Below are 6153 nucleotides of genomic sequence, written 5' to 3'. Positions count from 1 at the left end.
GAGTTGAGTAGCGATTATGCTAAAAAGCGTGGTGCACCTAAGCGATTAAGACGTATAGAATTTTATGATGAAAAAAAGAAAAGAACGTTTGAGTTTTTAAGTAATAACTTTCATTTAGCTGCATCTACCATTGCTGCAATTTATAAAGATCGAAGGAAGCTCTTAAAGGCACTATTTCTTCCTGATAAGAAGTGGAATAAACAAGAAGAACCTCAGTTGAGGTTCTTCTTGTGATATTTATGGGACAGCAGTGCCTCAAAGGTCGCCTTTTTACATCTAAATGACTTAATTATCTGAAATTAAAGCCACTTGCTGAATGTAATTAAACAACTTTAAACGTGAAGCTTTAAGTTGTTCTTCATCCGCCTGTTGTTTCATATCACGGTGAATACGCAAAACATGTTGGCGAATGGTATGACGCTCAGCTGCATTATAGGTTTTGGAAAACTCATTAATCACAGGGTCACCATCTTTGATCATACGATCAACCCAACGTAGCAATTGAGCGGTTTTTTTCGCGCCTTGTTGCGGTGTCAAATAAGACAAAATCACTGTTTCGTCTTCATTACGCAGCAACTTGCCGATGCGTAAAAATTGGCGACGACGAGCTTCATTTGATGTAATCAGTTTCACATCCAAAAGTGCTTCAATCAAACGCTCTTCAACAGGTAAGTTTTGAATTTGTTTAGTGTTCAACTCTGCCAGTTGCGCACCCAAAGATGCCATACGTTGTACGGCTTTTTTCTGTTCGGTTTTACTTGCACGTCCTTCTAAAGATTCAAAGTCTTCTTCAGTAAAACTATGCGGTCGACGTGCCACGATTAATCTGCCTCGTAAAATTTTGCTGCAAAAAGTGCCTGAATTTCAGATAAAGCTTGTTCTTCATCTGCACCATCAAGCACTAAGCGTAAAGTGGTGCCCTTCCCTGCGCCTAGCATCAGAAGGGACATAATATTTTTGGCATCCACCAATTTGTCTGCTTTCCCAATTTGGATAGAAGAACGGAATTTTGTGGTCACTTCAATGAGCTTGCCAGATGCACGCGCATGTAACCCTAGTTTATTAATTACGTCAACAGTTGTGTCAATCATGACCAGTGCTTCATTTCTCGATGGAGGACCTGAACAGACCATTTTGCCTCAAGAGCTTTTTTTAGTCTATCCACAATATATACAGAACGATGCTGCCCGCCCGTACAACCAATAGACACAGTCATATAATGACGATGCCCCTCAGCAAAAGCAGGTAACCATTTATCTAAAAACTTATAAATATCTTGGAACATTTCATGCGTTTGCCCACTTTGCTCCAAAAACTGTTGCACGGATGCGTCTAGCCCAGAGTGCTTACGCAGTTCCAAATCCCAGTGTGGATTAGGTAAATGGCGTACATCAAAAACATAGTCTGCATCCAGTGGAATACCATGTTTAAAGCCAAAAGACTGTAAAATCAGGATCAGATTATCTGACTGTCCTAACTTTGAGAGTAAGGTGTGCTTTAAATCGTGCACACTTTTATCGGTGGTATCAATATGCACGGTAGAGCGCAAGTTAATCGGCAATAAAAGTGTTTTCTCTTCCTGAATACACTGATTCAGGCTTTGAAAGCGCGTTGCTAATGGATGTGGACGACGTGAAGCACTAAAACGTGCAATCAACTCTTGGTCACGGGTGGTCAAATAAATAATATCGACCGTGCCATGTCTTTGCAATTGTTCAAACACCAAGTCAAACTCTTGCAAATCTGCACGGGTACTGCGGACATCCACACCCAAGGCTAATTGTTCAAGATTATTTTCTCGATCCAGTTTCGCCACGATTTCAGGAAGTAAAGCCAAAGGCAAATTATCAATACAGTAATAACCTAGATCTTCCAATACTTGTAATGCAGAGGATTTACCTGAACCAGACTGTCCTGTAACAATTAAAATGCGCTTCATCTTAATCCTTTATCATCAAACCCGAACTAAATGTGTTTCACTTTCAAGTTATCAATTAAACGTGTTACACCAAGCTTTGCCGCAACAAACAACACTACATCTTGATCAAACGCATCTACTTTTTGTAAAGCTGGGGTACGTGCTTCCACATAATCCACAACAAAACCCGCTTGTGTCAATGTCGCCTTTATATTTGTTAACACATCAGCTAAAGCGATACCCGTTTGTAGTGATTGCTCCGCTGCTTTTAAGCTTTGATAAATGCTTGGTGCTTTTTGGCGATTTTCTTCACTTAAGTATCCATTACGTGAACTCAAAGCCAAGCCATCTTCTGCTCGTGCAATCGGAACGCCAATCACTTCAAGTGGCATATTTAGATCACGGACAAACTGACGAATCACCGCCAGCTGTTGGTAGTCTTTTTCACCAAAGAAGGCAAAATTTGGTTGCACAATATTGAACAGTTTTGTCACCACCACCGCCACACCATCAAAATGTCCTGGGCGTTGTAAACCACACAAATCATTGGTGATATTAGATACAGTAATATTGGTCAAACGTGGATTTTTACCATACATTTGTTCAACCGATGGTGCAAAAACGATGTCACACCCTACATCAGCCAACAAACGCTGATCTTGCTCTAAGGTACGTGGATAGCTATCAAAATCTTCATTTGGACCAAATTGAATCGGGTTCACAAAAATACTGACCACAACCACATCACAAAGCTTTTTGGCTTCACGTACAAGGTTTAAATGCCCTTGGTGCAAGTTCCCCATGGTCGGTACGAAACCAATACTCTTTCGAGCCGTTCGCGCAGGGTTCAATGATGCTGAGAGGCCTTGGATCGTGGTTTCAGTTTTCATGTTTTACAGCTCGACTTGAAATGTTTGTTCTTTAGCTGGGAATGAACGATCTAGTACTGCTGTATGGTATGCCTTGAATGCATCCAAAATCGCAGTTTCCCCTGCTTGTTCTTTCATAAAGTTACGTACAAATTTTGCAACACGACCAAAAGTCAGTCCAAGCATATCTTGTACCACCAAGACTTGACCATCGGTATCCACACCTGCGCCAATGCCAATAACGGGTACATGCGGGAACAACTCACTAATTTCTTTACCGAGCTGTGCAGGCACACATTCCAATAACAACATTGCCGCACCCGCATCCACAACCGCCTGACAGTCGGCAATCAACTGGTCTGCGGCTTCACGTGTGCGCGCTTGTAATTTATAACCGCCTAGCACATGAACAGACTGTGGGGTTAAGCCCAAGTGTACACATACAGGAATACCATTTCGTGTCAAAACCTGAACTGTTTCAGCAAGCCATGCACCGCCTTCGACTTTGACCATTTGCGCACCTGCCTGCATTACGACTTTTGAGCTTTGCAGAGCATCATTTAAAGTGGCATAGCTCATAAAGGGCAAGTCTGTCAAAATGAAAGCATGTTGATTACCACGACATACTGCTGCTGTATGGTAAGCCATATCCTCAACCGTAACAGGCAAAGTGGAATCACGACCTTGAATGGCCATCCCTAGAGAATCTCCAATTAAAATAGTATCAATTTCAGCTAGTTGCATTGCTTTTGCCATACTTGCATCATAGCAAGTTAGGCAGGAAAATTTGCGACCTTCTGCTTTAAATTTTCTTAAGTCATTTAAACTAATCATCAAACTATTCCTTTTCAACATTTTGAGCATTGCTCAATTCAATCGCTGCCCAATTACCTGCATCAAGCACACTTAATGTCGCTTGTTGTACAACAGGCAACTGCTTCAACGCAATACCATCAATGTGTAAATCAGGATCTAAATCCAACAGTGGGATAAGCACAAAATCACGCTCCATTACCCCTACATGTGGCACAGTTAAACGTTCATGCTGAATTTTTTCTTCGGCATAGAGCAGTAAATCTAAATCTAAAGTGCGTTCACCCCAATGGCGTAAACGTACACGTCCTGACTCTTGTTCAAAACGTTGTAGCTCATCCAGCAACGCCAAAGGTGCTAAATCTGTACTGAGTTGTAATACGGCGTTTAAATAGTTGGGCTGATCTTGTGGTCCCATCGGTGGACTTTGATATAACTTGGAGATCTTCACGTCCCCGAGACTGGCCAACTTATGCACTGCTTCAGTTAAAATCAATTTAGAGTCGCCTAAATTGCTCCCTAAACCGATGTACGTAATGATGCTCATTGTGTTGGCCCAAAAATGACGCTGCTCAAGTCACGCTTCACACGCTTGCGTTTTAAAATTGGATGATCTAAACCTATTTCCGCAGAGCCAGTTGTAGTCACCGCGCCCACTTGAGATCGAACTTCAGACTGCTGTTTGGTCTTACGCGTGCGACGACTGCGTGGTTCTTGTTCTTTTACCAGAGGCTCTATTTCATGGCTTACTGTTTTAGCAACAGCAGCTTCTTCAGCACTTGCTTTGCCACTGCGACGTGCTTTTGCACGTTGGCGATTATATTGACTAATGGCACGTTCTTTTTCATCGGTGCTCATTAATTGATATGCATCCCACCATTGCCCCATACCTTGCGTACTATCATCACCCGATTTTTCACGCAGCAATAAAAAGTCAAAGCCTGCACGGAAACGTGCATGGGTTGATAATGCTTGAATTTGCTGTGCTTTCGGGTTAAGTAAACGCGTTTGCATTTCCCACACTTCACGAATAAACGTTTCAGCAAAGCGCGGAATAATCGTCCGAGTGGCTTGGCGTTTTAATACATCAAGTCCCGCTTGTGCACGAGCTTCAGCAGCAACCACACCTTTACTGCTATAAAACTCACAACGCTCTAGGAACGGTTTCCAGAGCAACACCGCATAGAAAAAGGCAGGGTTAATGGTTTTGCCGACTTGAATACGCTGATCCGTATTTTTAGCCGCACGCTCAATAAATGGGCTGATATTCGGCTGAATGTCCGCAAATAGTTGTTTCCAAATTCCGAAGTCAATCAGCATTGGCAATACACGATTCAGATGACCCATTGTAAACAGCTTCTGAGATTCATCATACAGGCGGTGCGGAGAAACATCGCGAAGCAACTGCGTCATTTCCAAGGTAAAAACGTCAAGAATTTGCTGATCGATTGAGAAACCTAATTTTGCAGCAAAACGTAAAGTCCGCAGCATTCGCACAGGGTCTTCTTCAAAACGCGTTTGCGCATCACCCAATAGACGTAATGTTTTATCTTTAATATCGTCTACGGCATGACAAAAATCCAATACAATGCCCTTGCGTGGCTGATAGTACATTGCATTAATTGAAAAATCACGACGCGCAAAGTCTTGCTCAATCGTTCCCCAATTGTTATCACGCAAAATCATGCCTTGCGCTGAGGTGACTTCTTTCTTCGGCGGTGCACGGAAAGTTGCAACTTCAACCAACTCACGACCTGAATAGACATGAGCCAACTCAAAACGGCGCCCGATAATACGGCAACGTCGTCCGAAAACTTCTTTTACCTGTGACGGTGTTGCATTGGTCACTGCATCAAAATCTTTAGGATTTAGGCCAAGCATCATGTCGCGGACACCGCCTCCGACGATATAAGCCTCATAGCCAGCCTTAGTTAATGCATCGATCACATCTAAAATGTAAGAAGGTAATTGAGCGGTTGATAAACCACATTTTGACGCGCGCAAAGTTTGCAAAAGCCGCTGTCTCCTACGCCTAAACGTAAAATTCTAAGATGACGCTAATGATATCTCTAACACAATCAAAGGGCAATTTGATTCTCGAAAGCAAAACAGAATTCTGAGCAATTCATGAAAAAAAGTATTCCATTTGACTATAAACTCAAACGTGCTTTATTTTTCAGAAAAATGGCAGGCCCAATCCCTGTCACCTGCTGTAATTCATCTATGGATTTGAATGCACCCTGTTTTTGTCGATAGGCCACAATTGCTTGGGCTTTCTTTAGACCTACACCCTGAAGCTGTTGTAACTGTTCAACACTGGCTTGGTTTAAACTAATTTTATCCGCATCAGTTACAGACTGAGGTTGAACTGGAGACACAGCACGTTTCACGCTCTTGGGCACTTGAATACGATCATCCCACGCTTGCTGTTCAGCTTTCCAGTTCAGGTAGTTCTGATCAAAAGACTGTGCATAACTGGTCGGCGCCCAAGCCAATAAACTCAGTAATAGCAAAGCAATGATCAACAAACTTACTTTTATTTTTATCAATTCA

The 6153-nt window shown here is 42.4% G+C and carries 8 protein-coding genes and 1 pseudogene; 1 reads left to right on the top strand and 8 read right to left on the bottom strand.

The genetic code is table 11. From position 1 onward, the window contains the following. Positions 1 to 234 (top strand): annotated as a pseudogene (locus DPG01_RS11780) (IS4 family transposase); the annotation flags it as partial. Between the two features lie 51 nt (positions 235 to 285). Here DPG01_RS11780 and yjgA read toward each other — a convergent pair. From yjgA to DPG01_RS11740, 8 genes are all read right to left on the bottom strand, one after another. Next, positions 286 to 819 (bottom strand): ribosome biogenesis factor YjgA, encoded by a 534-nt coding sequence (gene yjgA, locus DPG01_RS11775; protein ID WP_086209847.1) that lies wholly within the window; start codon positions 817 to 819, stop codon positions 286 to 288. Between the two features lie 2 nt (positions 820 to 821). After that, a complete protein-coding gene (locus DPG01_RS11770) occupies positions 822 to 1091 on the bottom strand; it encodes an HPr family phosphocarrier protein (protein WP_110975219.1) in 270 nt (89 codons plus the stop codon). Further along, positions 1088 to 1939 carry an RNase adapter RapZ gene (gene rapZ, locus DPG01_RS11765; protein ID WP_086209849.1) on the bottom strand — a complete coding sequence of 284 codons (852 nt, stop codon included), beginning with the start codon at positions 1937 to 1939 and terminating at the stop codon, positions 1088 to 1090. The genes DPG01_RS11770 and rapZ overlap by 4 nt, the downstream gene beginning before the upstream one ends. A gap of 26 nt (positions 1940 to 1965) precedes the next feature. Continuing rightward, the gene (gene panC, locus DPG01_RS11760) at positions 1966 to 2808 is read right to left on the bottom strand and encodes a pantoate--beta-alanine ligase (RefSeq protein ID WP_110975218.1); all 843 of its coding nucleotides are present in this window, start codon (positions 2806 to 2808) and stop codon (positions 1966 to 1968) included. Positions 2809 to 2811: 3 nt separating this feature from the next. Then, positions 2812 to 3621, bottom strand: coding sequence for a 3-methyl-2-oxobutanoate hydroxymethyltransferase (gene panB, locus DPG01_RS11755; protein WP_086209851.1), 810 nt, complete (start codon positions 3619 to 3621; stop codon positions 2812 to 2814). A 4-nt stretch (positions 3622 to 3625) separates the two neighbouring features. Next, the gene (folK, locus tag DPG01_RS11750; RefSeq protein ID WP_086209852.1) at positions 3626 to 4147 is read right to left on the bottom strand and encodes a 2-amino-4-hydroxy-6-hydroxymethyldihydropteridine diphosphokinase; all 522 of its coding nucleotides are present in this window, start codon (positions 4145 to 4147) and stop codon (positions 3626 to 3628) included. Beyond that, positions 4144 to 5613, bottom strand: coding sequence for a polynucleotide adenylyltransferase PcnB (gene pcnB / locus DPG01_RS11745; RefSeq protein WP_110975217.1), 1470 nt, complete (start codon positions 5611 to 5613; stop codon positions 4144 to 4146). Before pcnB ends, folK begins: the two co-directional genes overlap by 4 nt. 137 nt (positions 5614 to 5750) lie before the next feature. After that, positions 5751 to 6149 (bottom strand): ComEA family DNA-binding protein, encoded by a 399-nt coding sequence (locus tag DPG01_RS11740; protein WP_110975216.1) that lies wholly within the window; start codon positions 6147 to 6149, stop codon positions 5751 to 5753. Between the last annotated feature and the right edge of the window lie 4 nt (positions 6150 to 6153).

The sequence above is a fragment of the Acinetobacter sp. WCHAc060042 genome, from assembly GCF_003231195.1.
GTDB lineage: Bacteria > Pseudomonadota > Gammaproteobacteria > Pseudomonadales > Moraxellaceae > Acinetobacter.
The sequence above is the reverse complement of the archived record's forward strand: the minus strand, read 5'-3'. Positions and strand labels throughout refer to the sequence as shown.

Excerpts from the sequence above, each read along its gene's own strand:
- DPG01_RS11770 (WP_110975219.1), bottom strand. The coding sequence starts at position 1,091 with ATGATTGACACAACTGTTGACGTAATTAATAAACTAGGGTTACATGCG.
- rapZ (WP_086209849.1), bottom strand. The coding sequence starts at position 1,939 with ATGAAGCGCATTTTAATTGTTACAGGACAGTCTGGTTCAGGTAAATCC.
- panC (WP_110975218.1), bottom strand. The coding sequence starts at position 2,808 with ATGAAAACTGAAACCACGATCCAAGGCCTCTCAGCATCATTGAACCCT.
- panB (WP_086209851.1), bottom strand. The coding sequence starts at position 3,621 with ATGATTAGTTTAAATGACTTAAGAAAATTTAAAGCAGAAGGTCGCAAA.
- folK (WP_086209852.1), bottom strand. The coding sequence starts at position 4,147 with ATGAGCATCATTACGTACATCGGTTTAGGGAGCAATTTAGGCGACTCT.